The organism is Sphingomonas sp. Leaf230, assembly GCF_001421745.1.
Lineage (GTDB): Bacteria > Pseudomonadota > Alphaproteobacteria > Sphingomonadales > Sphingomonadaceae > Sphingomonas.
Map to the genome: position 1 here is coordinate 15,134 of NZ_LMKW01000013.1, position 26,408 is coordinate 41,541.

The following is a 26,408-nucleotide window of genomic DNA, read 5'->3' on the forward strand; positions in this document are numbered from 1 at the left end:
GCCTCAGCCCTCGCACGCTTGCGGCACCGGCCCCCGCCCCGTAGGGCCGCGCGATGACGCGGCATTTCGGCATGGACTGGCTGCGGATCGGTGCGTTCGCGCTGCTGATCCTCTACCATATCGGCATGGTCTTCGTGCCGTGGAACTTCCATGTGAAGTCGCTCCATGTCGAAGACTGGGTGCGGCTGCCGATGCTCGCCAGCAACGCGTGGCGGCTGACGCTGCTGTTCGTCGTCTCGGGCTATGCCAGCCGCGCGCTGCTCAACCGGTCGAGCAGCACAGGCGGGTTCTTCGCCAACCGCTGCTACCGCCTGCTCGTGCCACTCGCGTTCGGCATGGCGGTGATCGTGCCGCCGCAACCCTGGGTCGAGCTGGTCACCAAGCACGCCTATGCAGGCAGCTACTGGACGTTCTGGACGCATGACTATTTCCGGTTCGGCAAGCTCGCCGGGTTGTCGCTCCCGACCTGGAACCACCTCTGGTTCGTTGTCTATCTCTGGGTCTACACGAGCGTTTTGACGCTCGGGCTGATCGTCGTCCGCGGCGACTGGCTGCAACGCGCGTTCGACTTGGTCTTCGGCAGCTGGGCGGTGCTCGTCCTGCCGGTCGCGTGGCTCGTGTTCGTCCACGCCTGGTGGTTCCAGATGGCCGCGGAATCGCAAGCCCTGTTCGGCGACTGGGTCGCGCACGTCACCTATTTCCCGGCGTTCCTGTTCGGCTTCGGCCTCGCCCGGTCCGAGCCGGCGATGGCGGCGATCACGCGCTGGTGGAAAGCCGGTGCGGTCGCCTTCCTGCTCGGCTACACCGCGATCCTCGCCGTCGAGTTGGAGTGGCCCGGCAACATCGTTGCGCCCAGGTGGATCTACCCGGGCTACGGCGTCGCGCACGCGCTGGAGCAATGGGGCGCGATCGTCGCGTTGATCGGCATTGCGGAACGCCACTGGAACCGCGACCACCGCTGGCGCCGGACGCTGACCGAGGCGGTGTTCCCGTTCTACCTGATCCACCAGACGATCATCGTCCTGGTGATGTACGCGCTGCTGCCCGCCGGGCTGCCCGGCTGGGCGGAGTTCGTGTGCCTGCTGGTCGCGACTGTTGCCGGGTGTGTCATCTTCTACCGTGTCGGTCGCGCGATCGCGCCGCTGCGTCCGTTGATCGGGTTGCGGCTCCATCCCCCCTCTTCTCATGGGCGCCCAACGCCCTCCATCCTCTGAAAGATCTAGCATGACCTGGACCCTCGTCATTCACGGCGGCGCCGGCAAACTCGACAGCGAGATGGTCTCGCCCGAGCAGGATGCAGGCGCGCGGGCCGGCTTGTCGCGTGCGCTAGACGCGGGGTCCAAGGTGCTGGCGGACGGCGGCGATGCGCTGGATGCGGTCGAAGCGGCGGTGCGCGTGCTGGAGGACGACCCGCACTTCAATTCGGGGCGCGGCGCGGTCTTCACGCATGACGGCACGCTGGAGCTCGACGCCGCGATCATGGACGGGCGCACGCGTGCCGCTGGCGCCGTTGCCGCAGCCACGGCGACCCGCAACCCGGTAGGTCTCGCCCGCGCGATCCTCGACGACGGGCGCCACGTCTTCCTCGCCGGCAAGGGGGCGGATGCGTTCTCGCTCGAACGCGACCTTCCCCAGGCCGATGCGGACTGGTTCGCGACCGACGAACGCCGCCGGCAATTCGCCGAGTTCCAGGCCGATGGCGGCGGGTTCGACGTCGACATGAAGTACGGCACGGTCGGTGCGGTGGCGTGCGATACGCACGGCCATGTCGCCGCCGCGACCTCGACCGGCGGCGTCACCGGCAAGCGCTGGGGCCGGATCGGCGATACGCCCGTGATTGGCGCGGGCACCTTCGCCGACGATCGCGCCTGTGCCGTCTCGTGCACCGGCTCTGGCGAGTTCTTCCTTCGCGTCGGCGTCGGCCACGAGATCGCCGCGCGCGTCCGCCTGTCGGACGAGTCGCTGCAGGTCGCGGCCGACGCCGTCCTTGCCGAAGTGAAGGCACTCGGCGGCACCGGCGGCGTCATCGTTGCGGGGCCGGACGGCGACATGGCCTGGGGGTTCAACACCGTCGGCATGTACCGCGGACGCGCGTCGTCCGAGGGTAGCCGGACCGTCGCGATCTACGCTAACGAGCCGGCATGAAGCGCTATCTCCTCGCCGCGATCGCCACGCTCGGCCTCGCCTCCCCCGCCACCGCGTTCTGGGAGTATGGTCACCAGACCGTCGCGCAGATCGCCTATGCCAACGTCACGCCGAAGACCAAGGCGGCGATCCGGAAGTTACTCGCGCAACAGGCGTTGCTCGATACTCCCGAATGCCCCGCCGGCACGATCGAGGAGGCGAGCGTCTGGGCGGACTGCATCAAGCCGCTGAAGACCGCCGACGGTAAGTCGCGCTTCGGGTTCGCCTACACGTGGCACTTCCAGGATGCCGACGTGTGCGCGCCGTTCGACCTGACGCCCGCATGCAAGGACGGCAATTGCGTCTCGGCGCAGATCGAGCGCGACGTGAAGCTGTTGCGGGATCGCGCCACGTCGCCGAAGGACCGGGTGCAAGCGCTCGCGTTCCTGATCCACTTCGTCGGCGATCTGCACCAGCCGCTTCATGCGGGCGATCGTAACGACAAGGGAGGCAACGACGTGAAGGCGGATTACGGCATATACGGCCCCGCGCGGTTCAACCTGCATTCGATCTGGGATGGCCCGCTGGCCGAACGCGCGATCTCGACGCCGCCGTCGCTGGTAAGGCGGTATCCGGCGGCTGAGCGCGCGAAGATTGGGGCTGGGACAGTTACCGACTGGAGCCGGGAATCATGGGAAGCCTCGCATACGGCGTATGCGGCGGCGCTGGGCGGCGACGCGTGCGGAACGGTTCCAGCGCGCGTGAAGATGGACGACGCGACGATTGCGAAGATGGTGCCGGTGTCGCGCGAAGAGGTCCGCCGCGGGGGTATCCGGTTGGCCAAACTGCTCGACAAGGCGTTGGGCTAAAACCCCTCTCCCCTCCGGGGAGAGGGAGGGGCCCGCGGGCTCTTGCACGTGGGAGGGTGAGGGGCTTGAGGCTCGGGACGCGGATCCCAACAGCCCCTCACCCTCCCGTCGCCAAGCGGCTCTTCCTTCCCTCTCCCCGGAGGGGAGAGGGACTGCCGCAACAAATCTTAGTTCAGCACCACCGTGACCGCACGACGGTTCGCCGCCCAGCTCTGGTCGTCCGAGCCCATCGCCAACGGCCGCTCCTTGCCATAGCTGATCGTCGTCATCCGCGACGACGACACGCCCTTCGCAGCCAGATAGTTCTTGGTCGCGTTCGCTCGACGATCACCGAGCGCGAGGTTGTATTCGCGCGTGCCGCGCTCGTCGGCATGGCCTTCGATCGTGATGCGCTGGTTCGGGAACTTCGCCAGCCACTGCGCTTGGCTGTCGAGGATCGCGCGCGCGGTCGGATCGATGTCGTACATGTCGAGCCCGAAATTCACCGTGTTCGAGCTGACCGAGCGCTGGAAATCGGCATCCGACCCCGGCACGATCGCCCCGCCGACATTGCCGCCGTTCATCCCCGCATTGGGATCGACCGCAGCGTTGTTGTCGACCGGTGCGGGCGGCAGCACGGCGGGACGCTTCTTCGCGCAACCCGAAACGGCGATCAGCGCGGTACACGCAAGCAAGATGTTGGAAAGCTTCGACATAGATAGTCTCCCGTAGAAAATCACGTTTCCCCGTTATGCCCCCATAGCAGGTTCAGGGCCGCAGGGGGCCCCATGCCGGATCGGAGCCGTCGAGCGGCGTCGGGATCTTGCGCTCGTTGACGCCGGTCAGGTCGACCGACCAGAGATCGGCCTTGCCGCCGCTGCCGCGTCCCGAGCGATAGAAGTTGATCACGCGACCGTTCGGCGACCAGCTCGGCCCCTCGTCCTGCCAGTCGTTGGTGAGCAGCTTCTCGCCGCCGCCGCTCGGGCTCATAATGCCGATGCGGAAGCCGCCGCCGAGCTTGGTGAACGCGATCAGGTCGCCACGCGGGCTCCACACCGGCGTCGCATACCGCCCGCCGCCGAAGCTGATCCGCTGCTGGTTCGAGCCGTCCGCGTTCATCACGTAGATCTGCTGCCCGCCCGAACGATCGCTCTCGAACACGATCTTCGAGCCGTCGGGCGAATAGCTGCCGCCGGTATCGATCCCGGGAGAGTTGGTCAGCCGCTGCGGCGTGCCGCCCTGCGACGACACACGGTACACGTCGGTATTGCCGCCCTGCGCCATCGAGAACAGGATGTTGCGACCATCGGGCGAGAAGCGCGGCGCAAACGTCAGGTTCGCGTTCGCCACCACCAGCCGCTGCTTGCCCGAACCGATGTCGTAGACATAGATCGCCGGGCGATTGTTGAGATAGCTCATATAGACGATCGACTGCTGGTTCGGCGCGAACCGCGGCGTCAGCACGATCGACTGGCCATTGGTCAGGAAGCGATGGTTCGCCCCGTCCTGATCCATGATCGCAAGCCGCTTGATTCGGCGGCCCTTGGGCCCGGTCTCGGATACGTAGACGACACGACTGTCGAAATACGCGCCCTCGCCGGTGAGACGAGTGTAGACCATGTCGGCGCATTTATGCCCTGCGCGACGCCAGTCCGACGGCGACACGACGAAGCCGGTGCGGGTCAGCTCGGCCTTCGAAGACACGTCGTAGAGGTAGCAGCCGACCGTCAGATTGCCGTCGCCGTTCGCGCGGATGAAGCCCTGCACGAGCGCCTGCGCGCCGGTGCTGCCCCAGTAATCGAACCCGGGTGCGGTGACTTCTGGGAAGGTGATCGGGCGGAGCTGGCCGGGTGAGAGTGGCGTGAACAGGCCGGAGTTGCGGAGGTCGTTGGTGACGATGTCGGCGAGCTGGCGGCCGAGAACGTCGGTCTGGCCGGCGGGTGTCGAGACGACCGCTGCGGTAGGCATGACGGGGATCGCGATCGGCATCGGCGCGGAGATACCGCCGGTGACGTCGACGACGAGTCCGCCGGACTGATCGCCTGCCGGGGCGGGGGCGGCGGGGTCAGCGGGCGTTTGCTGGGGTGCTGAAGCGGGAGCGGGAGCGGGCGCGTCCTGCGCGAACGCTGCGCCACCCGAGACGAACGCAAGCAGCCCGACCGAAGCCAGAACCGATCGAGCCCTACGCCCACCCAACACAGCCTCCACCCCGGCGGAGGCCGGGGCCCAATTGGGGGACGCCGCTGAGGGAGCGTTGCGCATCATTACATCGACCTTCGCAATTGGGCCCCGGCCTTCGCCGGGGTGGTGTTTCTCAACGGAAGGCTGCTGGCGCGAAGGGAAAAACCCCAGGATCGATCGAGTCATAACGGACATCCTCAGCCGGGAAGTTTGTAGCGCAGGCTGAAATTGCTCCAGCCGTTCTGCACGTCATACAGGTCGTCGGGCAAACCGCGTAGCGGCGAACACCCGACGAAGGTCGCGATCGCCAGATCGTCGACGCGGTCGACATAGCGCCGGTTGTCGTCGTCGACGCCGGCATGACCGCTGATCGTCGGCCGCGACTTCAGCGTGCCGTCGCGGTTTAGCTTCAGGTTGATCGTCACGCGGATCCGCTCCGCACCGGGCCCCGGCGTGACCTGGCGATTTGCGCAGGGCTGTACCTGGCGCAAAATCGCCGAACCGATATTCGCCGCCGCCTGCGCACCGAGCTTGGCCGCCTTGGGCGCTTCCGACTTGCTCGGCGACGGATCGGCCGACAGACCTTTCAGGAAATTGTCGCCGAGCCGCGAACCGCGCGGCCGCGACGCCTTCGCCTCGGCGGTCGAGCCGCTGCCCTTGGTCGAGGACGGCTTGGCGGGCTTGGCCGACGACGCGGAAGACGACGTCTTCGCCGGCGTGGCGCTCGGTTTCGCCGCAGCCTTGGTCGGCGCGGACTTCGCGGGCGCGGCCTTGGCGGGTGGCGCCTTCTCGGCCTTGGGCTGTGGCTTCACGACGGGCTTAGGGACCGGCGCGGGCTTTGCGACGGGTTTGGGCGGCGCGGGCTTGGGTTTGGGTTGAGGCTTCGGTTCCGGCGCCGGTTGCGGCTTGGGCGCAGGCTTCGGCGGCGCGGGCTTGGGCTGCGGTGCAGGTGGCACGGGATCGGGCTGCGGCTCGGGCTCGGCCTCTTCCGGAGCCGGCGGCGCGGCATCCTCGGGCGCGCCTTCGTCCGGCGCGACCGACTCGGCCGGCGTCTCTACCGATTGCGGCGCGGTCGCTTCCAGCGCGACGTCGGGCACGAGGCTCACGTCGATCGGCTGCTGCTCGATCTTCTTCGGCAGTTCGGGCGCGCCGAGAAACCCGAGCGACAGCGCGCCGAACAGCAGGACGTGCCCGACGACCGCGACGCCAAGGCCGATCTTCTCCGAACGATCCATCAGCCGAGCGCCATCAGTTCTGGTTACCCTCAACGGTCACCAGCGCAACACGGTTGAGCCCGGCGCGGTTGAGTTCGCCCATCACGCGCATCACGCGGCCGTAATCGAGCTTCCGATCCGCGCGGAGCAGCACCTGCGGTTCGTCGCCGACCGCACGGCTGGCGGCGATCACGGCAAGTCGCACCGGCAGCGCATCATCCGTAACCTGATCCTTGTCGATGAACAGCGCGCCGGTGCCGTCCATCGAGATCTCGACGGGCTTCTGCTCCTGGTCGAGCGCCTTCGCGCGCGCGTCGGGGAGGTTCACCGGCACGCCCGCGGTCATCAGCGGCGCGGTCACCATGAAGATGATCAGCAGCACCAGCATCACGTCGACCAGCGGCGTGACGTTGATATCCGCCATTGGCGCGCGGCGACCGCGGCCGCGGGAAGAAGGAAGGTTCATCGCCACCTAAAATCCTCCCCGCACGCGGGGAGGGGGACCAGCGAAGCTGGTGGTGGGGGCGTGCGTCAAACGCTGCGCTGCGGAGAGTATCTCGTTCCACAACCGCTGCTCTGCGTGGAGAACCCCCTCCACCACGCCGCTGCGCGTCGCGGTCCCCCTCCCCGTGCCGGGGAGGATTTGCGTCGCGCTCATCGCGAGCCGTCCAGCTGGCGGCTCAAGGTTGTGTGGAAGCCGTCGGCGAACCGGTTCAGGCTCGCCTCGATCCGGTTGATGCCGTGCGAAAACCGGTTGTACGCGATCACCGCGGGGATCGCCGCGAACAGGCCGATCGCGGTCGCGAACAGTGCCTCCGCGATCCCCGGCGCGACCACCGCCAGCGACGTGTTTTGCGCCGCCGCGATGCTGGTGAAGCTCCGCATGATCCCCCACACCGTGCCGAACAGCCCGACGAACGGCGCGACCGAGCCGACCGTCGCCAGCACGTTCAGCCGGTCCGACAGCTTGTCGATCTCGCCCGCGACCGCAGCACCCATCGTCGTCGCCAGCCGCTCGCGCGTGCCGCTCTTGTCGATCGTGCCACCCGCGGTGGAGCGCCGCCACTCGGTCACGCCCGCGGCGAACACCCGCGCCGACGGCAGGTCGTTCTCGCCCTCCGCCTTGTAGAAGACGTCAATGTCCTCGGCCTTCCAGAAATCGCGCTCGAACCGGGTCATGCCCTTGCGCGTCTTGCCGATCCGCCGCCAGAACGCGACGATCAGCGCCCAGGTCCAGATGCTGGCGAGCAACAGCCCGATCATCACGCCCTTCACCACCCAGTCGGCCTGGAGGAACAAGTGGATCGGCGACAGCGTCGCGCTATCCATAGTCAACACCGGATTCATGCTTCCCCCTGCCAGACAAGGCGTTCGTAGATATCGATCCAGGCGCGCGGCTGGCGGCGTGGGCGGCCATTGGGAGCGACCAATGCCGCCACCACGTCCGCCTCGGCCAAGACAAGCCCGTCGCGCATGACCCTTTGATGAATGGTGACCCCGGCCGAGCGGACACGGCGTATCCGCGAGACGACCAGCAAGGCGTCTTCGAGCTTCGCCGGCGCGGCGTAGCGGATGGCGACGCTGGCGATCGCGTAGGAGCCCTCGCCCGCCTCGAACGTCGCGCGCTGGTCGATCCCGCCGACGCGCAGCATGTCGGACCGCGCGCGCTCCATGTAGCGCAGATAATTGGCGTGATAGACCGCGCCCGACAGATCGGTGTCCTCGAAATACACGCGCACCGGAAACCGGTGCTCGCGCCCTTCGAAGCGGCCTTCCGCCGGACGATCTGAAACCTCAGCCATTCCGGCGGCTGTTAACCCAGTCTTTGCAGGTAAGCCAAGCTTTGCCTTCATCATGTCGGCACTGGCCGGGGACAAGCGAGCGGCGTACGCTGGCAGGGTTCAACGCAGGAGACTCGCATGGCCGATCGTCCCACCAGCGGAATCACACCGTTCCTCGTCATTCGCGACCAAAGAGGACGCGAGGCGCTCGCGTTCTACGAGGCTGCGTTTGCCGCGACCCTCGTCGAGACGAACTTCGCGGACGACGGTGTTCGGCTGATGCAGGCCAGCTTGCGAATCAAAGACGCCTGGCTGATGCTGTCCGACGAGTTTCCCGAATGGCGTGGTCATGCCGAGCCCGAACCCGCCGGCATAACCCTGCATCTCAGGGTCGACGACACCGACGCCTGGGTAGATCGTGCGGTGACGGCGGGAGCGGTCGTGACGATGCCCGTCGCCGACCAGTTCTGGGGCGATCGCTATGGCCAGATACGCGATCCGTTCGGCCATAGCTGGTCGGTCGGATCGCCCATCAAGGCCTGATCAGCCTACTGAAAAACGCTGGGATCCAGCTTCAGGCGCGGCTGAGCGGGCGGAACCGGCTGCGAGATCGGCTGGAGCCGGGCTTGCGTCACCGTCTGCACCGGCATGTTCGACGCATATTGGCGCGAGACGATCAGCTGCGGCTGGACCGGACGCACGGTGCGACCGCGCCACGCGTCGACCGCACGGTAGAAATCGGTGAACGGCCGCTCGAGCACGGGGAGATTCTGTGCGGCGAAGGCAGGCAAGGCCTCGGCCGTCAGCCCGGCGCTCTGCGCGAGAACCGTCTGCGCCGCGGAGCAGAAGTCATCGCGTGCGGGCGACTGCGAGAAGAAGTTGTACAGACGCGTCATCGAATCGTCGTAGCGATCCTGCCAGTCGCCGCCGCCCGACTTGTATTCGCTGGCGTAGGTCGCCTCGGCCTTGGCGAGCACCGGCTTCTGCGCCGACAGCAGCGCGTTGTAGCCCGCGACGATTACGACTTCCTGCGGCCCGCGACATGCCAGTGCGGCGACGTTCAGCGCGGCGCGGAGGTGCCAGACCTTGGCGGACGTCGTCAGGTTGCGATTCGGCGTCGGATAGGTGCCGTCGGCGAGCGCGACCGGGATGACGATGGTGGGCGACGCGCCCTTCGGCATTACCGGCGCAGGCACCGGTACCATGATGACGGGCGGCGCAACGGCAGCCACGGTCCGTGGTTTCTGAGCGCAGCCGGCCAGCAGGCCCAGTGCGGTAACGGACAGCAAAGCAAACCGACGACTCATCGCAACCACCTCGTAACGTCCCCCGACGGGACATTCTATGCATGGGTTAGGTTAACGAGACGTAAGCCGTACGCGCTTTGCGGCGAGTGGAGAGGGGTTGGGGGTTGGGGATGGGGATGGGGTTGGGGTTGGGGTTGGGGTTGGGGTTGGGCGGTGTGCGGCGTTATACTCACCCCCCACTCCACCACCCCGGCGGAGGCCGGGGCCCAATTGGAAAGGTCGCAGTAACGGGGCGCAGCGTGAATCAGTAACGCGCCCCAATTGGGCCCCGGCCTTCGCCGAGGTGGTGGTGAATGCAAACCGACGGATTCACCAGAAAACGGCCGCCCTCTCGATCCTCCACCGCAAGGGGGAGGTGGCGCCGCAGACGACGGAGGGGGAGGACACGGAACGGACGTCGGCGCTAACCGCCCCCTCCGTCAGGCAAGTGCCTGCCACCTCCCCCTGGCGGGGGAGGATCGAGAGGTGCCTTAAACCGCACGTGCTTCCAGCGCGGCCGCGGCCTGCGCCATCAGCCCGGCGATGATGTCCGCGACCGGCTCCTCGCGCTTGACCATGCCGACCGATTGGCCCGCCATCACCGAGCCATGCTCGACATCGCCGTCGATCACCGCGCGACGCAGCGCACCCGCCCAGTAATGCTCGATCTGCAATTGCGCCTCGGCCATTTCCACGCGGCCACCATCGAGATGCCCGGCAACCTCGCGCTGCTTCGCCGTGAACAACTCGCTCGACGCGTTCTTCAGCGCGCGGACCGGGATCACCGGAAGCCGCGCATCGATCTGCACGCTGGCGATGGCATCGCGCGCCGACGCGCGGATGAACGCCTTCTTGAAATTGGCATGCGCGATCGACTCGGTCGCGCACACGAACAGCGTGCCGAGCTGCACCCCCGCCGCTCCCATGTCGAGATAGCCCGCGATTGCCTCGCCGCGACCGATCCCGCCCGCGACGAACACCGGCACCTGCTCGGCGATCTCGGGCAGCATCTCCTGCGCGAGCACGCTGGTCGAGACCGGACCGATATGGCCACCGGCCTCCATCCCCTCGATCACCAGCGCATCGACGCCGCTGCGGATCAGCTTCTTCGCCAGCGCCAGCGCAGGCGAGAACGCGATTAGCTTGGCGCCCGTCTCCTTGATCGCCTCGATGCTGCCCTTTGGCGGCAGGCCACCGGCGAGCACGACGTGGCCGACCTTATGCTTGGCGCAAACCGCAATCAGCTCGAACAAATTGGGGTGCATGGTGATCAGGTTCACGCCGAACGGCTTGGTCGTGAGAGCCTTGGTCGCGGCGATCTCGGTATCGAGCAGCGCGGGCGTCATCGCGCCGCACGCGATCACGCCGAACCCGCCCGCGTTCGAGATCGCCGACACGAGGTGACGCTCGCTCACCCAGGACATCGCACCGCCTAGAATAGCGACCTCCGACCCGAGGAACGCGGCGCCACGCGCCATCCGGCGCTTCAACCTATCGGACATAAAACTCTCTCGGCAACCAACCCTTTGCATTTCGTGCGGGCACAGGAATTCCCTTTGCCGCCAGAATCACTAGGATTTTGGGTTCATGATGCGGACCCCAACCATCGTGATTACCTTCATCACAAGGGCGGCAGGCCCAAATATCGTAACCGCTTAGCATGCGCCCAGTATAGCTGCCACCGGAGGCGTCGGTGGCAGCGCCGCAAACGTCGCAAGGGAACGTTATGATCGGCCTGTGAGATGTTGGCGGCTGCCGTCTCAAGCCGCATCCTCGGCATCGAGACCGTACGCGGTGTGCAGCACGCGCACGGCGAGCTCGGTATAATCCTCTTCGATCAGCACGCTGACCTTGATCTCCGATGTCGCGATCGCCTGGATGTTGATGCCGCGCTCGCCGAGCGTCGTGAACATCGTCGAGGCGACACCCGCGTGGCTACGCATGCCGACACCAACGACGGACACCTTGGCGACTCGCGTGTCGTGGACGATCGTCGCATAGCCGATCGCGTCCTTCGCCTTGTCGAGCACGTCGAGCGAGCGCGCGAGATCCGCCGCCGGCACCGTGAACGTCACGTCGGTGGAGCCGGTCGAATGCGCTACGTTCTGCACGATCATGTCGACGTTGATCCCCGCATCGGCGAGCGGCGCGAAGATCGCCGCGACCGAGCCCGGCCGATCGCTGACCTGCGTCAACGTGATCTTCGCCTCGTTCTTGTCGTGCGCGATGCCGGTGATGAGCTGGCGTTCCATATCGTCGATTTCCTCTTCGCCCACGATCAACGTGCCGCGGTGTCCGTCATTGGTGTCGCCATCCTCGAACGAGGACAATACGCGCACACGCACATTCTCTTTCATCGCCAGGCCGACAGACCGCGTCTGCAACACCTTGGCACCGACGCTGGCGAGTTCCAGCATCTCTTCGTACGTGACCTTGCTCAGCTTCCGCGCGCGCGGCACGATCCTGGGGTCGGTCGTGTAGACGCCGTCGACGTCGGTATAGATGTCGCAGCGATCGGCCTTCATCGCCGCCGCCATCGCCACCGCCGACGTATCCGAGCCGCCGCGCCCGAGCGTCGTGACGCGCTGGCCGTCCGCGACGCCCTGGAAACCGGGGATTACGGCGACGACGCCGTCCGCGAGGCTCGCGTCGAGCGCGGCCGTGTCGATCTCGCCGATGCGGGCCGATCCGTGCGCGTCCGACGTGTTGATCGGCAACTGCCAGCCAAGCCAGCTCCGCGCCTTGCAGCCGGCCGCCTGGAGCGCGATCGCAAGCAATCCACTCGTGATCTGCTCGCCGGCCGAGACGACGACGTCATATTCCTTCGCGTCGTACAGCGACGACGCCTCGCGGCAGAAGCCGACCAGCCGGTCGGTCTCGCCCGCCATCGCGGAGACGACGACGGCGACCTGGTTGCCGGCGTCGACTTCGCGCTTCACGCGCGCGGCGACGTTGCGGATACGCTCGATCCCAGCCATCGACGTCCCGCCGAATTTCATCACGATACGGGCCATTGGCAGCGCAAATCCCTTTGGGTCGAAGCGGCGGCCCTGATAGGTAGCGCGCATGATACTGGCAAGCGACACCGTAACGAACGCAACAATCGATCCGCGCGAGGCCGCGCATTTCGGCACCATGGCGAAGGACTGGTGGGATCCGAAGGGCTCGTCAGCGCCGCTCCACAAGCTCAATCCGCCGCGGTTGCGCTATATCCGCGAGCAGGTTGACGCGCATTGGGGTGGCGACGGTTCGACCTTCACGCCGCTTGAAGGGAAGACTGCGCTCGACGTCGGCTGCGGCGCGGGGTTGCTGTGTGAGCCGTTAGCGCGGCTTGGTGCGGCGGTGACTGGGATCGATGCGGCGCCCGAAAATATCGCGGTGGCAGAGATTCATGCGGCACGGAGCGGTCTTGCGATAGACTACCGGGTCGGGGGAGTCGAGGGGCTGGTCGGGCAATTCGATCTCGTCACCAGCCTGGAGGTGATCGAGCATGTCAGCGACCCTGCCGGCTTCGTGCGCGGTTTGGCGCGGACGTTGGCGGAGGGCGGGTTGCTGATTCTTTCGACGCCTAACCGGACACCGTTGTCGCGGTTGGCGATGATCACCGTGGCTGAGGGTGCTGGGGTCATCCCCAAGGGCACGCACGACTGGAACAAGTTCCTCACGCCTGAGGAACTGACCGCGTTGCTGAAGGACGCGGGGCTTCGCGTGACGGACACGCGGGGGTTGAGTTTTTCCCCCGCGACTGGGTTTGCACTGAGCGGTTCGACGAACCTCGACTACTTCCTGACCGCGGTAAAAGCCTGACCTTGCCCCCCTCGCCGTCCCGGTTTTCCCCTCCCCCCCGGCGGAGGCCGGGGCCCAATTGGGAAGACCGGCTTGATGGGGCGCCATCCTCAACCATAACCGTCCCCCAATTGGGCCCCGGCCTCCGCCGGGGTGGTCGCGAGCGGGGTAGGACTGAGTAATGGAGCATACCGCTCCCCAACCCTGTTCACCCGCAAAGGCGGGTGCCCAGACTGGGCACCCGCCTTCGCGGGTGAACATGCTTTTGGCGTTTGCGGCGCTGGCAATGATCCTCATGACCCTCGCCCTCCTCCGCCCCGTCGACCACGACGAGAGCCAATACGTCGCCGCCGCCATCCTCACTGCGCAAGGCCTGCTCCCGTACAAAGACTTCGCCTACCTCCAGACCCCACTCCAGCCCTATCTCTTCGCCCCGATCGCAGCCCTAGGCGGCACCTGGACCTGGCCAGCCCTCCGCATAACCAACGCCCTCCTCGGCGCAGCCACCATCGCCGCCGTCCACCACGCCGCCCGTATCGGTGGTGCCAGCACCCGCGCCGCCACCTTCGCCGCCGCGCTGTTCGCCACCTCCGACATCCTCCTCTTCAGCATCGGCACGGCCCGCAACGACGCGTTCCCCGCCGCCTGCCTCGCGCTAGCCCTCCCCGCGATCGTCAGAACCGCGCGGGACCAGGCAAGCCGCCGCGACGCGATCCTGATCGGCGCACTGCTCGCCGCCGCCGCGACCGCGAAAATCTCCTATGCACTCCCCGCCCTGACCTACGGCATCTGGACACTGTTCCGCGCCGACCGCCGCCCGTGGTGGACCCTGCTGGGCACGCTCCCGTTCGTCGCCCTGACCACAGCCCTATTGATCCAGGCCCCCGAAGGTTTCCTGTTCGGCGTCATCAGCTTCCCCGGTCAAGCACCCACCGAATGGTACCAGGCCCATCCTTGGAAGCTGTCAAACACCGCCAAGATCATCGACATCCTCAAGTTCCTCGCACTCGGCCCAGCCCTGCTCGCGATCGTCGCCACCGCAGGCAAACGCGATCGCTGGCACAGGATCCTCGACCTGCTGATCCTCGCTGGGCTCATCGCCGCGCTCGCGCCGGTACCGACGTGGCGGCAATATCTGCTGCCGATGCTCCCTGCACTGTTCGTGCGGCTCGCGTTGGTCTGGCACGCGCATCCACCCGGCAAGGCGATGCGGATTGCGGCCGTCGCTTTCGCCTGCGCCGGACTCGCCCCCACCGTCGAGGCCGTCGCGAGCGGCCGCATCCCGATGCTCGATGCGATGCGAGACGCCGCCGTGGTACGCGAGATCCTGGACCGCGAACACGTCACCGGCCCGGTTGCGACGCTCTCCCCGCAATTCCTCCCCGGCAGAGCGATCGACCCACGCTTCGCTACCGGCCCCTTCTATTTCCGCAGCACCGCGCTCCTGAACGCGGATCAGGAACGCCAACTCCGCCTAGTCTCGCACGCACGGATCGCCCTGCTCGGCCAACCGCCCGTGATCCTGACCGGCGGCGAAGGCGCGTGGAGCAGTGGCGACGACCGGATCGACGCAGCGCTCGCCACCTACGCGATTCGCGAAGGCTATCGAGCGGTCCCCGTCCCCGACACGCGCTTCACGCTGTACGTCGCACGCCATGCTTCGCCGCGATCAGCCCCGCATAATAGTCCATAAGCTCGACCGCATGCTCGCGGTCGCTGCGGACATGCCGGGCCGCCACCGCCGCCGCTCGCCGGAGCAACGCCGGATCGCGCGCGAACAACCGCCCGATTGCCACCGCCGCGCTCTCCGCATCGCGCGCCGCGTAGAGCTCGCTCGCATGGCGGTCCGCGACTTCCGCGCACCCGCCCGTATCCGGCACGATCAGCGGCAGGCCCGACGCCATCGCCTCCGACGCGACCAACCCGAACGGCTCCGCCTCCGACCCGTGGATCAGCGCATCGCAACTCGCCATGATCCGCGCGAGCCGCTCGCGATCATAGACCGGCGCGAACATCCGGATATGCGGCGACCCGCCGATCCGCCGCTGGATCGCCTTGGTCTGCGCCCCCGCACCGATCAGGACCAGCCCGACCGGCAGAGTCGCTCCCGCACGCGCCACCGCATCGACGACCAGCGGCCAGCGCTTCTCACCGTGATGCCGCCCAAGCCCGAGCAGCAGCATCCCGTCCTCGGGCAACCCGCATTGCCGCAGCAACGCCGCGCGCAACCGCATGTCACGCAGGTCCGGCGAGAAATGTCCGCGCTCGATCCCCAGCGGCATCGCCGCGTCGATCCGCAGACCCCGCGCGCGCAAACGCTTTTCAAGCGCCGGGCCGTTGGTGACGACGACATCGTATTTCTCGAGGAAACGCCGCATGTACCGGCTGTACCAGGCGAACCCGCGCTCGATCTGATCGTGGCTCGCGACGCCCGCGAACCAGCGCTGCGCGTAGGCCGCAATATTGTCGTTGTGCATGAAGAACGACTTCACCGCCCGTCCTTGCCAGTCGCCGACGAACCATGCCGGCCGCCACGGCGAGCAGCATTCGACCACGTCCGGATCGAGATCGTCGAGCACGCGGTGGATCGCACCCTCATCCCAGAACAGCCCATAGTTGCGGTCGAACGGCATCCCCGGCGACTTAAGGTAGATGATCCGCCCGCCGCCCGGCCGCTCCTCGACGCGGTCTTCCTTGCCCGGCGCGACGACGATCAACTCATGGCCCATGTCCGACATGATGCCCATTTTCCGATCGACATAGGTCCGCACGCCACCACCGGTCGGCGAGTAGAACTCGTTAACGTCGACGATCCTCATGGGACGATTCTCATGGCGTGACTGGCCCGAACCCGCCGAGCCCGCGCAGATACTGCACGGTGATCCGCACCGTCGTCACGCCCGCGCCGACCTCGACCAGCGCCTGCTCGACCTTCGGCCGCGACCGCCCGAGCTTCGCGTTGCTCGCGAACCCGGCGCCATCGGTCCAGAAGCTGAACTTGTTCTTCCCGTCGCGATTATGCGTCAGCAACAGCGCATAGCGGCCCGGCCGCGGCACCCGGATGCAGAGCATCGGCGCCCCGCTCGGCGGCGTCGGCACCACCACCCGCCGGAACGTCTTCCCCGCCGCGATCAGCACGTGGTCGTCCTTGAGAAAGCCAGCTTCGTCATCCGGATAGAGTTCGAGCTTCAACTCGCCCGTACGATCCTTCAGCCCGGTGACCTCGACCGCGATCGCCGGCCCCTCGCCCGGTCGACACGCCGCCGCATCGCTGCCGAGCACCTGCGCCCCGGCCGGTCCCGTAAGCGCAGCGATCGCGGCCAGCGCGACACAGGCGCGGATCATGCGCGCAACCGAGTGAGCCCGGCGTGGATGCCGAACAGGATGATCAGCGCGACATGCACCAGCAACGTCAGCGCGGCGGTGAACGCGATCAGCTCCGACAAGGCCTGGTCCTGCCCGATCAGCAGGATCGCGGCGTTGGCGAACAGAAGATCCTTGTTCGGCACCAGCGGCAGGCGCGACACCAGCAGGCGCCCGGCGGCAAGGAACAGCCACATCCCGACCGGAACCCCGGGCAACGCATAATGCCACGCGAACGCGATCAGCACCGATCCGCACAGCAACCGGATGCAGTGGACCCCGAACACCCACCACAGTTTCGCGCGCGGCAGGGAGAACACGCGGCGCGAGAAGATCAGGAACGGCAGCGAGATCGCCAGCGTCACGCCTGCCGATGCCAGCACGGTGCGGAACTGGTCGTGCGTCAGCAGATGCCGGCCGAGCGGCAACGCGATCGCCACCAGCAGCAGCGTGACCGCATTGCCCGCGATCGCCGACAGGATCGACACGTCCTTCACCGCGCCGAACGGCGACGCCACCATCCGCGCCTTCGCCCGCGCCCAGGCGTAGAAATAGGCGTCGCCGGAGTATCCGAACACGACTTCGTTCGCGATCCGCTTCTTGATCAGCGCGACGAGGCCGCCGAGCGGGATACCCCAGAGCCGCCGGAAGATGACGTAATCCCCGGTCGGCGGCGACATGTAGAGCAGGCTGAAGCACAGGTAGAAGCGCGGATCCTGCGGCACCGAGCGCGACAGCCCGGCAAGGCCGTGGCCGAGCAGTTCGCGCCCCAGCCCGACGATCATCGCCAGCGTCAGCACCGCACCGATGATCGCGGGCCAACGGTTGCCGAGCGCCTTCAGCGGCTCGAGCCCGGCGCGCGCGATATCCGCATAGCCTTCGCGATCGGCAGTTTTCGTACGGAAATTCACTCGCCGGTCCTCAAACCATTGTCCTCAAGCCGTTCCGCCGCCCGTTGCCCGCCCTCCGAAGCGCGGCCTAATAGCCGCCCGCCGTCGCGCATGCACGCAAAGTCGGTTTCATTCGGTCGCGATCTCCGCTTTATCCATCGCGCAGTATGATGACCCCCATATGTCACTCGTGAGCAAGCCACCGATCGCCCAGCACATCCTGACCTATGCCGAGGATCTACGCGGTGGCGGGGTCGAGCGCGCGCAACTGCGCCTCGCACGCGGCTGGCTCGCGGCGGGGCGGCGCGTGACGCTGGCGATCGAGGATATTGCCGGGCCGCTGGCGGCGGAACTCCCGGAAGGTCTGGAGATCGTCACGCCCTCGCGGTTGCTCGCGCTGCCGAATGTCGTGCGACGTCTCGCGCCGGACATCATATTCTGCCCTGGCAACTTCTACTCCGGCATCGCGGCATGGACCCGGCTGCGACTCGGCAGGACGTGCCCGCCGATCGTCGCCAAGATGTCCAACGCCCCCGCACGCGCCGATCACGGCCGCCTGATGCACGCCGCGCACCAGATCTGGCTAGCGCGCCATGGCGGGTTCCTCGATCACCTCGTCGCGATGACGCTGGCGACCGCGGACGAGGCGGCGTTGGCGACCCGAATGACTGGGCGGACGAGCGTCATCCCGAACCCGCCGGCGGTGCCCATCCCCGGCACGCTGCCCGATCTGCCGGCGCGCTTCCTTCTCGGCGTCGGCCGGCTCGAACCGCAGAAACGCTGGGACCGCCTGATCGCTGCGCTGCCGCGCCTCGCGGACCAGAGCATCCCGCTGATCATCCTCGGCGAAGGCGACGAGCGGGGCGCGATCGAAACGCAGATCCGCGCGCTGGGTTTGGGAGACCGCGTCCGTCTGCTGGGCCACAGCAGCGACCCGCTGCCGATCATGGCCCGCACGGAAGTGGTCGTGCTGACCTCGGACTATGAAGGCGTACCCGGCGTGTTGCGCGAGGCGCTGTCGGTCGGCACGCCGGTGATCTCCACGGATTCGAGCACGGCGGTCGCAGAGATCATCGATCGTCCCGAGCGCGGTACGATCGTCGCGCGGGACGATGCGGCGGCACTGGTTGCAGCGTTGGACGCATGGCTCACGCCATCTGGGCAACGGCCGGAGCCGGTCCCGCAACCCGGTGCGGATTCGGCTGACCGCTACCTCGCGATCTTCGACCGATTGGTAAGGTGCTAGCGTCCTAGCCTTTCTTGTCCCCGACCCATTGTCGGTTTCCGCCCCCACCTTCCGTCATCCCCGCGGACGCGGGGACCCATACTGGCAAACCTCGGAGGATATGGGTCCCCGCGTCCGCGGGGATGACGGGTGGTGAGCTTGAACCCGCATTACGTGAGAGGCGGCGCCAAATCAGATCAGGCCGTAGCCACACCCTCACACGCCTCCGCCTTTTCCTCTTCCCGCTCGGACCGTCGCTCCAGCGCGGTCTTCAACATCGCGGTCATCGGATCGGCCAGCGCCAGCCCCAAAATCCCGAACAGCGCGCTCGCCAGGATCTGTGCGCCTAACGTCAACGCCGGCGGCAGATCCACAGTCCGCTTCGCCACCATCGGCACAATCACATACCCGTCGATCGTCTGCACCACGAGATACGTGCCGATCGCCCAATACCCCGTATCGACGCCCGCGCTGAACCCGACCGCGACCATCAGCACGCCGGTCACGATCGCGCCGACGTTCGGAATGAACGCCAAGATCCCCGCGATGATGCCGAGCAGCATCGCCATCGGCACGCCGCCGACCGCCAAGGCGATGCCGCTCGCGACACCCTCGACCGCCATCCCGAGCAACCGTCCGGCGAGCAGCCGCCGCAACGTCGCGCCCATCTTGACCAAAGTCCTGGCGAACTCGGGGCGGAGATCGAGTGGCACTATCCACTGGAGCCCGCGCGAGTACGTCCCCGGGTCCATCGCGATGAACAATCCGAGGATCAGGATCATGAACATGCTGGTGATCGCGCCGATCGCGCTGCCCACCCACGACGTCACGCGCCCGACCGAGCCGAGCGCCTGCTTGACGATCCCGTTGACGTCCGACGCACCCGGCATCAGCCCCTGCGAGGTCAGATAGCCGGTGAAGCGATTGGCCTGCGATTCCAGGGTCGACCGCAACTGCGTCACCTGCTCGGTGACCTGAACGCCGGTCAAAATGAACGTGCCCACCAGGAACGCGAAGGTCAGCAGCACGACGATCAGCAACCGCCAGCCACGCCCGATCGGCAGCACCCGCCCGAGCAACCGCACACCGCCATCGAGCAGTGCCGCGAACACCACGCCCGCAAAGATGATTAGCAACGGCTGAACCAGCACGATCAGCAGCGCGATCACGCAGGCGAGCCCGAGCCAGATCGCCGCGCGCTTCAGTTCCTTGCGCAGGAACGGATCGCGCATCTCGACCGGGCTGAGCTCGTCGACGGTTTTGGTCTCGGCCATCTCAGTTCACCTTGGCGGGATGCAACGAGGTGCCCGCGCGATCCGGGCGCAGCGAACTCCACCAACTCAGCGGATTGAACGTCGCATCGCCGTCGAGGCTGAAGGTAATGAACTCCGCACGGCCGCCGAGATTCTCGTACGGCACGGGCCCGCCAAGTCCGAGCTGGCTCAGCGCGAACCGGCTGTCGGCCGAGCGATCGCGGTTGTCGCCCATCAGGAAGACGTGGTTCGCCGGAATCGTGATCTCCGCAAAATTATCGCCCTGGCTGTCCGATTCCAGATCGATCGTCTCATAGCGGCGACCGTTGGGCAGCGTCTCGGTATAGGTCGGCAGGCGGCACATCTCGCGCCCGTCGGGCAGCGTCTCGCGTGCGCCGGGATAGTCGATCTCGCTGCACGGGCTGTTGGTGTCGACCGGGATCAGCGTGTCGTGCAGCGGGCCGCGCTTCACCGCGACGCCGTTCAGGAACACGATCCCGCCGCGCACGGCGAGCTTGTCGCCGGGCAGGCCGATGACGCGCTTGATATAGTCGTTGTGCGTGCCCGGCGGCGTCACGATCACCACGTCGCCGCGCGTCGGCAGCGATCCGAACAGACGGCCATGGATGAACGGCAGCGACACGCTCCAGCTGTCTTCCTGCTGGCGCAGCACCACGCCCTTGAAGATCGCGACCGGGTTGGGGATCGTCGGCGACACGAACGACCAGCCATAGGCGAACTTGGTCACCACCAGCCGGTCACCGATGCGCAAGCCCGGCAGCATCGATTCGCTGGGGATATAGAAGGGCTTGGCGATGAAACTGTGGAACCCGAGCACGACCAGGATCAGCCAGAATATGCCCTTCACCTCGCCCCACCAGTCGGTGCCGCGGCGGCGTGTCGTTTCCGGTGTAGTGGTGGCCGAGGGCGCGGGATCGACCGCGCTCGTCTGCGCTAGGGGGGCCTGCGCGAGGGGCTTTTCGGGGAACTCGTTGCCGTCCAACGCCGCGTCCTTCATCGATTCGTATCCTGGCGCATGTCCGGGGATATCAGAGGTATAGCTTCGATGATCACGAAGGCCTGCGCCCACGGATGATCATCGGTCATCGTCAAATGCACGCGCGCGGCGTGGCCTTCGGGGGTCAACGCGTCAAGCCTCGCTTTGGCGCCCCCGGTCAGCGCCAGCGTCGGCGCGCCGCTCGGTGCGTTGACCACGCCGATATCGCGCATAAACACGCCCGCGCGAAACCCGGTCCCCACCGCCTTCGAAAACGCCTCCTTGGCAGCAAACCGCTTCGCCAGCGTCCCCGCTTTCGTGAAAGGCCGCCGCGCCGCCTTCGCCCGCTCGACATCGGTAAACACCCGCTGCTCGAACCGCTCGCCGAACCGCTCGACCGACGCCGCAATCCGCTCGATATTGCACAGGTCGGACCCGAGCCCGATAATCACGACACGGCCTGGAGTCGGAAGACAGATTTGATTCTCGCGAAGGCGCTAAGGCGCGAAGAGAACAAGAAGGGAAGCGAACTATGGGCTCTCTCCTTCCTCTTCGCGCCTTTGCGCCTTGGCGTGAACAAATTCTGAAAGCTATCGCGCCGCATCCATAGCCTCACGCATCAGCCGAACCGCTTCACCAAGCCCGACGAACAGCGCCTCGCCGACAAGGAAATGCCCGATGTTCAGCTCCCGAACCTGCCGGATAGCCGCGATCGGTGCGACGTTGTCGTAAGTCAGCCCGTGGCCCGCATGCACCTCGATGCCGTTCTTCGCCGCCAGCGCCGCCGCATCCGTCAGCCGCCGCAACTCCACCGTCCGCGCCTCGCCCGACAGTTCCGCATACAGCCCGGTGTGGAGTTCGATCACCGGCACCTTGAGCCGGACCGCCGCCTCGATCTGGCGCGCATCCGGCTCGATGAACAGCGATACGCGGATGCCCGCCCCCGCCAGCGCATCCACCAGCCGCGCCATCCGGTCGTAATGCCCGGCGACGTCGAGCCCACCCTCGGTCGTCAGTTCCTCACGCTTCTCCGGTACGATGCAAGCCGCGTGCGGCTTGTGGCGCAGCGCGATGCCCAGCATCTCGTCGGTCGCTGCCATCTCCAGGTTGAGCGGGATCGTCAGCTCGGCGGACAACCGCGCGATGTCGTCGTCGGTGATGTGCCGGCGATCCTCCCGCAGATGCGCGGTGATCCCGTCCGCACCCGCTGCCGCCGCAACCAGCGCTGCACGCACCGGATCGGGATACCCCGCCCCGCGCGCATTCCGCACCGTCGCGACGTGATCGATGTTGACGCCTAAACGCAGGTCCCGGCTCATGCCGCAGCCCTGCTGCCGGGCTTGATCGCCGGAATCGCGGCCAGTTCACGCGGCAACGCGTCCGCCGGATAGGTCGGCACGTCGAGCCGGATCAGGGGAAAGAACGGCACGCCCAGGTCCGCCGTTCCGTTCGAGCGATCGACCAAGGCCGCCGCTGCGACCGTCACGCCGCCCGCACGCCCGATCGCCGCGATCGCCTCGCGCGACGACAGCCCGGTGGTGACGACGTCCTCCATCATCAGCACGCGCTGGCCCGGCGCGAGCCGGAACCCGCGGCGCAGCTCGAACACGCCGTCGGGGCGTTCGAGGAATACCGCCTCGACACCCAGCGCGCGGCCCATCTCGTGGCCGGCGATCACGCCGCCCATCGCCGGCGAGACCACGATATCGATCTGCGCACGCAACTCGGCCGGGATCGACGCGACCAGCGCTTCCGACAAACGCGCGCCACGGGCGGGATCCATCAACACCCGCGCGCATTGCAGGTAGCGCGAACTGCGCAGCCCCGAGGACAGGATAAAATGCCCTTCGAGCAACGCTTCGGCAGCGCGGAATTCGGCGAGCACGTCGTCTTCGGTCATCGCGGGTCATCGCTCCAAATGGTCTGCCCGCGCTGATACGAGCGCACGAAACCACGTGCAACGAGAACCGGCGCTTCAAGCATCAGACGCCATCTACCCCGTCATCCTGACGAAAGTCAGGACCCAGAGCCACAGGGGACGGCGTTCGTGATCCTGGGTCCTGACTTTCGTCAGGATGACGGGCAGTTAGTAAGGGCGCCTGAAGAGCACATGCCAGACAAGACTTGAGGCAAGCCCCCCCGCTGGGTATAGCTCTTCCCAAATCATAAGCAGACATCCGCGCGTCCGAAATCGGGTTCGCTATAAACCGGGGTCAAGAAAAACGATGCGCAAGATGGGGATGAGAGGATTTGCGATGGCAGCGGGGCTCGCACTGGCGAGTCTCGGTGGTGTCGCCGGGCACGCGGCCCAGCCTGCGAGCACGCCAGCAGCGACGCCTGCGCCGCAGGCCGCCGCAGCTCCGGGGGGCGTGTCGAACACCGCGCCGACGACCGCCGCAGCGACGCCGACCGCCAACCCGTCCAGCCCCGAGCTTGCGATGGACGGTGCGCCCGCGATGACGGTCAAGCCGATGATCGGCCAGCCCACGGACGGCCTGTTCGGCCTGCAGCCGCAGGTCACCAAGAACGGCCAGTTCGCGCACTGGATGCACAATTCGATCCTGGTGCCGACGATCACGATCATCTCGCTGTTCGTCCTCGCACTGCTCTTCTGGGTGTCGTTCCGCTATCGCAAGGCGCGCAACCCGGTCGCGTCGAAGACCAGCCACAACACTTTCATCGAGATCATCTGGACGCTCGCGCCGGTCGTGATCCTCGTCCTAATCGCGGTTCCCTCGATCGGCCTGCTGCAGGCCCAGTTCAAGCCGGCGCCTTCCGGTGCCGTGACGCTGAAGGCGATCGGCAACCAATGGTATTGGACCTACCAGTATCCCGACAATGGCGGGTTCGAGATCACCGCCAACATGCTGAAGGAAAAGGCTGACGTCGCCGCCGGCGAGCGTGGTCGTACCGATGCCGACGGCCCCAAGCTGCTCGCCACCGACAACCGCATCGTCCTCCCGGTCGGCGTGCCGATCCGTCTGATCACGACGTCGAACGACGTGATCCACAGCTGGGCGGTCCCCGCCTTCTGGATCAAGCTCGACGCGATCCCCGGCCGCCTGAACGAGACCAGCTTCACGATCGAGAAGCCCGGCCTGTACTTCGGCCAGTGTTCGGAACTCTGCGGCGCCCGCCATGGCTATATGCCGATCGCGGTCGAGGCGGTTCCGCCCGCCGAATACGCGGCGTGGGTCCGCGCCAAGGGCGGCACTATGCCGACCCCCGGCAAGGCGTCCGACAAGGTCATCCCGCAGCCCGGCGCCGACGGTTCCGCGGCGAAGGTCGCGGAGGCGGCGGAAACCGCCAACGCCACTGGCCCGGTCGAGAACGTAACAACCGCAGCTCCTGCGACATCGCAGGGCGCCACCTCAAATCCGGCCGGCGCCGGCAACGCGGGACAGTAAGATGACCGACACCGCTCTCACCCCGTCGGCCTTCGTGTCTCACGAAGCGCACGACCATCACCACGATACCGATCACAAGCCGGGCTTCTTCGCGCGCTGGTTCATGTCGACCAACCACAAGGATATCGGCACGCTCTACCTGATCTTCGCGATCGTCGCGGGGATCATCGGCGGCTCGGTCTCGGGCCTCATGCGCGCCGAGCTCGCGCATCCCGGCATCCAGTATCTGCAGGGCTGGGCGAGCATGCTCCATGGCGGTCCCGCCAGCCTCGACGAATCGCTCCATCTCTGGAACGTGCTGATCACGGCGCACGGCCTGATCATGGTGTTCTTCATGGTCATGCCGGCGATGGTTGGTGGCTTCGGCAACTGGTTCGTGCCGATCATGATCGGCGCGCCGGACATGGCGTTCCCGCGCATGAACAACGTGTCGTTCTGGCTGCTGATCCCCGCCTTTACGCTGCTGCTGGCGTCGCCGTTCTTCGGTGGCGCGGGTAACGGCTGGACGCTCTACGCGCCGCTCTCGACGTACGGCGAGCCCGGGCCGTCGACCGACATGGCGATCCTCGCGCTCCATCTCGCAGGCGCATCGTCGATCCTCGGCGCGATCAACTTCATCACGACGATCTTCAACATGCGCGCGCCCGGCATGACGCTGCACAAGATGCCGCTGTTCGTGTGGTCGATGCTCGTCACCGCGTTCCTGCTGCTGCTCGCGCTGCCGGTGCTAGCTGCGGCAATCACGATGCTGCTGACCGATCGCAACTTTGGCACGACCTTCTTCGATCCGGCCGGCGGCGGCGATCCCGTCCTGTACCAGCATCTGTTCTGGTTCTTCGGCCATCCCGAAGTCTACATCATGATCCTGCCGGGCTTCGGCATCGTCAGCCAGATCATCTCGACGTTCAGCCGCAAGCCCGTCTTCGGCTATCTCGGCATGGCGTATGCGATGGTCGCGATCGGCGTGGTCGGGTTCGTCGTGTGGGCGCACCACATGTTCACCACCGGCCTCAGCGTGAACACCAAGATGTACTTCACCGCGGCGACGATGGTCATCGCGGTCCCGACCGGCATCAAGATCTTCTCGTGGATCGCGACGATGTGGGGCGGCTCGCTGACCTTCAAGACGCCGATGGTGTGGTCGATCGGATTCATCTTCATGTTCACGGTCGGCGGCGTGACCGGCGTGGTGCTCGCCAATGGCGGCATCGACGATTACATGCAGGATACCTATTACGTGGTGGCGCATTTCCACTACGTGCTGAGCCTTGGTGCCGTCTTCTCGCTGTTCGCGGGGTTCTACTACTGGTTCCCAAAGATGACCGGCAAGATGTACAACGAGTTCCTCGGTCAGCTGCATTTCTGGGTGTTCTTCGTCGGCGTGAACGTGATGTTCTTCCCGATGCACTTCCTGGGTCTCCAGGGCATGCCGCGCCGTATCCCGGACTACACGCCGCAGTACGAGCATTGGAACACGGTCGCCTCGGTCGGCTACATGATCATGGCGGCGGGCATGGTGGTGTTCTTCGTAAACCTGATCTGGTCGCTGGCGGCCGGCAAGAAGGCGGGCGACAACCCCTGGGGCGACGGCGCGACGACGCTGGAGTGGACGATCTCCTCGCCGCCGCCGTACCACCAGTTCGAGACGCTGCCGCGGATCGATTAGGATGCGAGGCCGCGTAGCGCCAGCTACGCGCCGGTGCGGCCCAGCCGCACGCATCCGACCGGCCGGCGCGGCAACGCCGCGTCCGACGACACGGGATTTACTCCCGTGTCGGGGCCAGCCAAAAAGGAAGACGCCTCGGGGAAATCCGGGGCGTTTTCGTTAAATGGCCGTCCCCAGTCCCACGATGTTTCCGCGCAAAGGCGGGACCCACCTTAGGCTCCCGCCTCCACAGGAAAACGAAGGAAGGGAGCACCCACAGGACGTCATCCCCCGCATACGTCCTCCCCAGCGGGGTTGGGATTGCACCCTGTGCTTCCATTCGCGCGTCATGAGCGAGACCCAGTTTTCGCTCGGATGACGAGATAGGGTTGGCCAAATCCCACCCCG

26 protein-coding genes are annotated in these 26,408 nt (G+C 66.6%); 9 read left to right on the plus strand and 17 right to left on the minus strand.

The window, feature by feature from the left end:
• Positions 1 to 53: 53 nt before the first annotated feature.
• From ASE82_RS17155 to ASE82_RS17165, 3 genes are read left to right on the plus strand one after another with little or no spacing between them, the layout of a single operon-like run.
• Complete coding sequence (locus ASE82_RS17155; RefSeq protein WP_056066184.1) at positions 54 to 1,214, plus strand: acyltransferase family protein; 1,161 nt, start codon at positions 54 to 56, stop codon at positions 1,212 to 1,214.
• Positions 1,215 to 1,224: 10 nt separating this feature from the next.
• The gene (locus tag ASE82_RS17160) at positions 1,225 to 2,145 is read left to right on the plus strand and encodes an isoaspartyl peptidase/L-asparaginase family protein (RefSeq protein ID WP_056066187.1); all 921 of its coding nucleotides are present in this window, start codon (positions 1,225 to 1,227) and stop codon (positions 2,143 to 2,145) included.
• Positions 2,142 to 2,993 carry a S1/P1 nuclease gene (locus tag ASE82_RS17165; RefSeq protein WP_056066190.1) on the plus strand — a complete coding sequence of 284 codons (852 nt, stop codon included), beginning with the start codon at positions 2,142 to 2,144 and terminating at the stop codon, positions 2,991 to 2,993. The genes ASE82_RS17160 and ASE82_RS17165 overlap by 4 nt, the downstream gene beginning before the upstream one ends.
• Positions 2,994 to 3,160: 167 nt before the next feature.
• On the opposite strand, the gene pal is transcribed toward ASE82_RS17165, so the two are convergent.
• From pal to ASE82_RS17200, 6 genes are all read right to left on the minus strand, one after another.
• Positions 3,161 to 3,688, minus strand: coding sequence for a peptidoglycan-associated lipoprotein Pal (pal, locus tag ASE82_RS17170; RefSeq protein WP_056066193.1), 528 nt, complete (start codon positions 3,686 to 3,688; stop codon positions 3,161 to 3,163).
• A 52-nt stretch (positions 3,689 to 3,740) separates the two neighbouring features.
• A complete protein-coding gene (tolB, locus tag ASE82_RS17175; protein WP_235524787.1) occupies positions 3,741 to 5,141 on the minus strand; it encodes a Tol-Pal system beta propeller repeat protein TolB in 1,401 nt (466 codons plus the stop codon).
• 209 nt (positions 5,142 to 5,350) lie between these two features.
• Positions 5,351 to 6,388: a hypothetical protein gene (locus tag ASE82_RS17180; protein ID WP_056066197.1), complete on the minus strand. Its 1,038-nt coding sequence runs from the start codon at positions 6,386 to 6,388 to the stop codon at positions 5,351 to 5,353.
• A gap of 13 nt (positions 6,389 to 6,401) precedes the next feature.
• The gene (gene tolR / locus ASE82_RS17185) at positions 6,402 to 6,839 is read right to left on the minus strand and encodes a protein TolR (RefSeq protein ID WP_056066199.1); all 438 of its coding nucleotides are present in this window, start codon (positions 6,837 to 6,839) and stop codon (positions 6,402 to 6,404) included.
• A 182-nt stretch (positions 6,840 to 7,021) separates the two neighbouring features.
• Positions 7,022 to 7,714 (minus strand): protein TolQ, encoded by a 693-nt coding sequence (gene tolQ / locus ASE82_RS17195; protein WP_056053223.1) that lies wholly within the window; start codon positions 7,712 to 7,714, stop codon positions 7,022 to 7,024.
• Complete coding sequence (locus ASE82_RS17200) at positions 7,711 to 8,169, minus strand: YbgC/FadM family acyl-CoA thioesterase (protein WP_056066205.1); 459 nt, start codon at positions 8,167 to 8,169, stop codon at positions 7,711 to 7,713. Before ASE82_RS17200 ends, tolQ begins: the two co-directional genes overlap by 4 nt.
• 117 nt (positions 8,170 to 8,286) lie before the next feature.
• Between ASE82_RS17200 and ASE82_RS17205 the strand changes: the two genes are divergently transcribed.
• Positions 8,287 to 8,691 (plus strand): VOC family protein, encoded by a 405-nt coding sequence (locus ASE82_RS17205; protein ID WP_056066208.1) that lies wholly within the window; start codon positions 8,287 to 8,289, stop codon positions 8,689 to 8,691.
• A 5-nt stretch (positions 8,692 to 8,696) separates the two neighbouring features.
• Here ASE82_RS17205 and ASE82_RS17210 read toward each other — a convergent pair whose 3' ends face one another.
• From ASE82_RS17210 to ASE82_RS17220, 3 genes are all read right to left on the minus strand, one after another.
• Positions 8,697 to 9,455 carry a hypothetical protein gene (locus tag ASE82_RS17210; protein WP_056066212.1) on the minus strand — a complete coding sequence of 253 codons (759 nt, stop codon included), beginning with the start codon at positions 9,453 to 9,455 and terminating at the stop codon, positions 8,697 to 8,699.
• Between the two features lie 470 nt (positions 9,456 to 9,925).
• Positions 9,926 to 10,936: an NAD(P)H-dependent flavin oxidoreductase gene (locus ASE82_RS17215; RefSeq protein ID WP_082441668.1), complete on the minus strand. Its 1,011-nt coding sequence runs from the start codon at positions 10,934 to 10,936 to the stop codon at positions 9,926 to 9,928.
• Between the two features lie 258 nt (positions 10,937 to 11,194).
• Positions 11,195 to 12,448, minus strand: coding sequence for an aspartate kinase (locus ASE82_RS17220; protein ID WP_056054666.1), 1,254 nt, complete (start codon positions 12,446 to 12,448; stop codon positions 11,195 to 11,197).
• A gap of 52 nt (positions 12,449 to 12,500) precedes the next feature.
• Here ASE82_RS17220 and ubiG point away from each other — a divergent pair, with 52 nt between their 5' ends.
• Together ubiG and ASE82_RS17230 are read left to right on the plus strand one after the other, a co-directional pair.
• Positions 12,501 to 13,241, plus strand: a complete 741-nt coding sequence (gene ubiG / locus ASE82_RS17225; protein WP_082441670.1) for a bifunctional 2-polyprenyl-6-hydroxyphenol methylase/3-demethylubiquinol 3-O-methyltransferase UbiG — start codon at positions 12,501 to 12,503, stop codon at positions 13,239 to 13,241.
• 274 nt (positions 13,242 to 13,515) lie between these two features.
• A complete protein-coding gene (locus ASE82_RS17230; protein WP_235524778.1) occupies positions 13,516 to 14,913 on the plus strand; it encodes a DUF2029 domain-containing protein in 1,398 nt (465 codons plus the stop codon).
• Here ASE82_RS17230 and ASE82_RS17235 read toward each other — a convergent pair.
• The 3 genes from ASE82_RS17235 to ASE82_RS17245 are packed head-to-tail and all read right to left on the minus strand — an operon-like array spanning position 14,855 to position 17,494.
• A complete protein-coding gene (locus ASE82_RS17235; RefSeq protein WP_056066219.1) occupies positions 14,855 to 16,039 on the minus strand; it encodes a glycosyltransferase in 1,185 nt (394 codons plus the stop codon). The two genes, ASE82_RS17230 and ASE82_RS17235, sit on opposite strands and share 59 nt — an antisense overlap.
• A 10-nt stretch (positions 16,040 to 16,049) precedes the next feature.
• On the minus strand, positions 16,050 to 16,565 hold the full coding sequence (locus ASE82_RS17240; protein WP_056066223.1) for a DUF2141 domain-containing protein: 516 nt from the start codon (positions 16,563 to 16,565) through the stop codon (positions 16,050 to 16,052).
• Complete coding sequence (locus ASE82_RS17245; RefSeq protein WP_056066224.1) at positions 16,562 to 17,494, minus strand: hypothetical protein; 933 nt, start codon at positions 17,492 to 17,494, stop codon at positions 16,562 to 16,564. The genes ASE82_RS17240 and ASE82_RS17245 overlap by 4 nt, the downstream gene beginning before the upstream one ends.
• Before the next feature lie 160 nt (positions 17,495 to 17,654).
• Between ASE82_RS17245 and ASE82_RS17250 the strand changes: the two genes are divergently transcribed.
• Positions 17,655 to 18,719 carry a glycosyltransferase gene (locus tag ASE82_RS17250; protein ID WP_056066228.1) on the plus strand — a complete coding sequence of 355 codons (1,065 nt, stop codon included), beginning with the start codon at positions 17,655 to 17,657 and terminating at the stop codon, positions 18,717 to 18,719.
• A gap of 176 nt (positions 18,720 to 18,895) precedes the next feature.
• Here ASE82_RS17250 and ASE82_RS17255 read toward each other — a convergent pair whose 3' ends face one another.
• The 5 genes from ASE82_RS17255 to pyrE all read right to left on the minus strand — a co-directional run bounded on the left by ASE82_RS17255 (position 18,896) and on the right by pyrE (position 22,848).
• Entirely contained in the window at positions 18,896 to 19,972 is a 1,077-nt protein-coding gene (locus ASE82_RS17255) for an AI-2E family transporter (protein ID WP_056066231.1), read from the minus strand.
• Position 19,973: 1 nt separating this feature from the next.
• Complete coding sequence (lepB, locus tag ASE82_RS17260) at positions 19,974 to 20,969, minus strand: signal peptidase I (protein ID WP_056066234.1); 996 nt, start codon at positions 20,967 to 20,969, stop codon at positions 19,974 to 19,976.
• A complete protein-coding gene (gene acpS / locus ASE82_RS17265; RefSeq protein ID WP_056066237.1) occupies positions 20,966 to 21,400 on the minus strand; it encodes a holo-ACP synthase in 435 nt (144 codons plus the stop codon). The genes lepB and acpS overlap by 4 nt, the downstream gene beginning before the upstream one ends.
• Positions 21,401 to 21,538: 138 nt before the next feature.
• Positions 21,539 to 22,267, minus strand: coding sequence for a pyridoxine 5'-phosphate synthase (locus ASE82_RS17270; protein WP_056066240.1), 729 nt, complete (start codon positions 22,265 to 22,267; stop codon positions 21,539 to 21,541).
• Positions 22,264 to 22,848, minus strand: coding sequence for an orotate phosphoribosyltransferase (gene pyrE / locus ASE82_RS17275; protein ID WP_056066243.1), 585 nt, complete (start codon positions 22,846 to 22,848; stop codon positions 22,264 to 22,266). The genes ASE82_RS17270 and pyrE overlap by 4 nt, the downstream gene beginning before the upstream one ends.
• 355 nt (positions 22,849 to 23,203) lie before the next feature.
• Here pyrE and coxB point away from each other — a divergent pair, with 355 nt between their 5' ends.
• Both coxB and ctaD read left to right on the plus strand, forming a co-directional pair.
• Positions 23,204 to 24,355: a cytochrome c oxidase subunit II gene (gene coxB / locus ASE82_RS17280; RefSeq protein WP_235524779.1), complete on the plus strand. Its 1,152-nt coding sequence runs from the start codon at positions 23,204 to 23,206 to the stop codon at positions 24,353 to 24,355.
• 1 nt (position 24,356) lies between these two features.
• Positions 24,357 to 26,021, plus strand: a complete 1,665-nt coding sequence (ctaD, locus tag ASE82_RS17285; protein WP_056066248.1) for a cytochrome c oxidase subunit I — start codon at positions 24,357 to 24,359, stop codon at positions 26,019 to 26,021.
• The last annotated feature ends 387 nt before the right edge of the window (positions 26,022 to 26,408 follow it).

Excerpts from the sequence above, each read along its gene's own strand:
- ASE82_RS17235 (WP_056066219.1), bottom strand. The coding sequence starts at position 16,039 with ATGAGGATCGTCGACGTTAACGAGTTCTACTCGCCGACCGGTGGTGGC.
- ASE82_RS17205 (WP_056066208.1), top strand. The coding sequence starts at position 8,287 with ATGGCCGATCGTCCCACCAGCGGAATCACACCGTTCCTCGTCATTCGC.
- ASE82_RS17270 (WP_056066240.1), bottom strand. The coding sequence starts at position 22,267 with ATGAGCCGGGACCTGCGTTTAGGCGTCAACATCGATCACGTCGCGACG.
- lepB (WP_056066234.1), bottom strand. The coding sequence starts at position 20,969 with ATGAAGGACGCGGCGTTGGACGGCAACGAGTTCCCCGAAAAGCCCCTC.
- ASE82_RS17240 (WP_056066223.1), bottom strand. The coding sequence starts at position 16,565 with ATGATCCGCGCCTGTGTCGCGCTGGCCGCGATCGCTGCGCTTACGGGA.
- ASE82_RS17215 (WP_082441668.1), bottom strand. The coding sequence starts at position 10,936 with ATGTCCGATAGGTTGAAGCGCCGGATGGCGCGTGGCGCCGCGTTCCTC.
- ASE82_RS17180 (WP_056066197.1), bottom strand. The coding sequence starts at position 6,388 with ATGGATCGTTCGGAGAAGATCGGCCTTGGCGTCGCGGTCGTCGGGCAC.
- pal (WP_056066193.1), bottom strand. The coding sequence starts at position 3,688 with ATGTCGAAGCTTTCCAACATCTTGCTTGCGTGTACCGCGCTGATCGCC.
- ctaD (WP_056066248.1), top strand. The coding sequence starts at position 24,357 with ATGACCGACACCGCTCTCACCCCGTCGGCCTTCGTGTCTCACGAAGCG.
- ASE82_RS17155 (WP_056066184.1), top strand. The coding sequence starts at position 54 with ATGACGCGGCATTTCGGCATGGACTGGCTGCGGATCGGTGCGTTCGCG.
- ASE82_RS17220 (WP_056054666.1), bottom strand. The coding sequence starts at position 12,448 with ATGGCCCGTATCGTGATGAAATTCGGCGGGACGTCGATGGCTGGGATC.
- pyrE (WP_056066243.1), bottom strand. The coding sequence starts at position 22,848 with ATGACCGAAGACGACGTGCTCGCCGAATTCCGCGCTGCCGAAGCGTTG.
- ubiG (WP_082441670.1), top strand. The coding sequence starts at position 12,501 with ATGATACTGGCAAGCGACACCGTAACGAACGCAACAATCGATCCGCGC.
- ASE82_RS17200 (WP_056066205.1), bottom strand. The coding sequence starts at position 8,169 with ATGGCTGAGGTTTCAGATCGTCCGGCGGAAGGCCGCTTCGAAGGGCGC.
- ASE82_RS17165 (WP_056066190.1), top strand. The coding sequence starts at position 2,142 with ATGAAGCGCTATCTCCTCGCCGCGATCGCCACGCTCGGCCTCGCCTCC.
- ASE82_RS17255 (WP_056066231.1), bottom strand. The coding sequence starts at position 19,972 with ATGGCCGAGACCAAAACCGTCGACGAGCTCAGCCCGGTCGAGATGCGC.
- ASE82_RS17210 (WP_056066212.1), bottom strand. The coding sequence starts at position 9,455 with ATGAGTCGTCGGTTTGCTTTGCTGTCCGTTACCGCACTGGGCCTGCTG.
- tolQ (WP_056053223.1), bottom strand. The coding sequence starts at position 7,714 with ATGAATCCGGTGTTGACTATGGATAGCGCGACGCTGTCGCCGATCCAC.
- ASE82_RS17250 (WP_056066228.1), top strand. The coding sequence starts at position 17,655 with ATGTCACTCGTGAGCAAGCCACCGATCGCCCAGCACATCCTGACCTAT.
- ASE82_RS17160 (WP_056066187.1), top strand. The coding sequence starts at position 1,225 with ATGACCTGGACCCTCGTCATTCACGGCGGCGCCGGCAAACTCGACAGC.
- ASE82_RS17230 (WP_235524778.1), top strand. The coding sequence starts at position 13,516 with ATGACCCTCGCCCTCCTCCGCCCCGTCGACCACGACGAGAGCCAATAC.
- coxB (WP_235524779.1), top strand. The coding sequence starts at position 23,204 with ATGGCAGCGGGGCTCGCACTGGCGAGTCTCGGTGGTGTCGCCGGGCAC.